General features: G+C 46.4%; 2 protein-coding genes and 1 pseudogene. 1 reads left to right on the top strand and 2 read right to left on the bottom strand.

The genetic code is table 11. The annotated features are described in order from the left end of the window. Window positions 1-625 (bottom strand): annotated as a pseudogene (locus tag AC2VE5_RS26460) (AAA+ family ATPase); the annotation flags it as partial. A 192-nt stretch (window positions 626-817) separates the two neighbouring features. Then, on the bottom strand, window positions 818-1012 hold the full coding sequence (locus tag AC2VE5_RS26455) for a hypothetical protein (protein WP_486890523.1): 195 nt from the start codon (window positions 1010-1012) through the stop codon (window positions 818-820). Window positions 1013-1530: 518 nt separating this feature from the next. Between AC2VE5_RS26455 and AC2VE5_RS26450 the strand changes: the two genes are divergently transcribed. Beyond that, window positions 1531-1718 (top strand): type I-MYXAN CRISPR-associated protein Cas6/Cmx6 (locus AC2VE5_RS26450; RefSeq protein ID WP_486890522.1); only part of this gene is annotated, 188 nt, incomplete at its 3' end.

The following is a 1718-nucleotide window of genomic DNA, read 5'->3' as shown; positions in this document are numbered from 1 at the left end:
CAATTCCCTGCAGCTGACCTGAGTGCCAGCGTAGGGCTTGATAGTCTGCAATCAGTCCGGTGCCAAATTGCCGATAATGATGGGTGAGATCTTCCAGGGAATCTGCCCAGTCTGAAAATTTTTGTAGGGGAAACTCATGGGCACTCCTGCGTCGATCAGGTGTCCAGGTCAGGATACTCAAATCCTGGCCCACAAAAGCTTGAACCCACTGACTGATCGATTGACTATACCACTGCCAGAGCGTTTGCAGGATTTGCAAATCGTGCCGAGCTGCGGCTATCAGGGCTGAGGGCAAATCTTCCAACTCAGCGTTTTGAACTTGGCGGGTAAAAGAATTCTCTGCCTTGAGAGTTTGAATCACGAGGTAGTCCTGCCAACTTTGACCCCCTTCAGCCAAAGCTCGAAACCACTGACCATAGGCTTGCAGACAATGCAGACGCTGGTTAAGGGAAAGTGGGGGCTGGGAGGAGTCACTGCTCCATAACAGAGTCGCTTCACTAAGCGCCTGTAGCAGATTTAGATAGGTCGATCCAGGCGCAGCCGCTAAAACATCCTGGTAAATCAATAAAGATGCTGCTCGTTGTCGAAGCTGGAGAATGCAACCAGCAGCTTGGGAATCAATCAACGGCGTTAAACTTCCTTTAGGGTTATCAACCTACTGCCAAATCATATATAGTTCCAGGAACGTCTAGGATTTTGGTTGCAACCAAAATTGGTTCCCCCTTTAATTTAGAGGGAACCAGTACCAGCCTCAAGAACGCTTGATCAGGCTCGGACAAAGTAACTGCTTAGGCTTTCATTCATGTCGGGTCAAGAGCTAGTTGCTAGCAGGCTCTTCAGCCGGGTCGGCAGGAGATTCCATTTCACCTGGGGCCATCGGCTCTTCTTGAATACCCCCTGCTTCGGGCTCAATCGTCCCCGCAGGAGAAGTCTCTTCAGAGGGGGATTGGCAGGCTCCCAGGATGGTTGCCAAACCAAGCATCAGGAATAGACTAACAAACTTCAATTTCATAGTAATTATCTCCAGGATCTGATCCCAAATTTGAACTGCGTCGGTACTCAATAGAGCATAAAATTAAAAGGTGAAAAATCCGGGAATAAGTCGGGCGTCACTCCAGAAAGTACTGATAAAACAGACTAAATCTTCTGATTTCCTAGGCTTTTAAGACTATCATCGTCTGTCCTGGGTAGGAGGTTTGTAGGATTTTTTCACTGAGTCTCAACTCTAAAAGAAACAATTTTCCAAGGGTCAATCTAGTCAGCCTGATTTAAATGTATTTATGGATAAAGTTCAAACTTTGCTCTTGAAAGCAGCAGTTGCATGGGTAAAGCTAGGTCTAGCATAGATTGAGATTTATCTGTTCAGGGAAGCTCAAAAGATCTAGTGTTAAGGCAGGAGCAGCTGCTCGAAGTATAGAACTTTGCCTGAAATAGATTTGATGTTATTAAGCGAGGGGGGAAGGCTTTTTACCGGGGGTGCAGCCTACCAGAACTCTAGATCTACCAATGTTTTGGGAAGGAGTTAAGTATATGAACTTTCTCGAAGTACAATTTTCGCTGCGGGGGCGGACGCTTCCTGCTGATCATGGCTATTTACTCTATTCAGCATTAAAGAAAACAGTTTTACAGGAAAAAGATTTACCTCCGGATGTCCTGCTGAGTAGTATTCCTGGAGTCCCCGATCGGGATGGAATGATTTATCTAAATCGGACATCTCG

It is taken from the genome of Aliterella sp. E5.1, from assembly GCF_057473825.1.
This window is presented reverse-complemented; position numbering and strand designations above follow the sequence as displayed.

What these genes read in the sequence shown, in the direction of transcription:
- AC2VE5_RS26455 (WP_486890523.1), bottom strand. Translation starts at nt 1,012, where the DNA reads ATGAAATTGAAGTTTGTTAGTCTATTCCTGATGCTTGGTTTGGCAACC.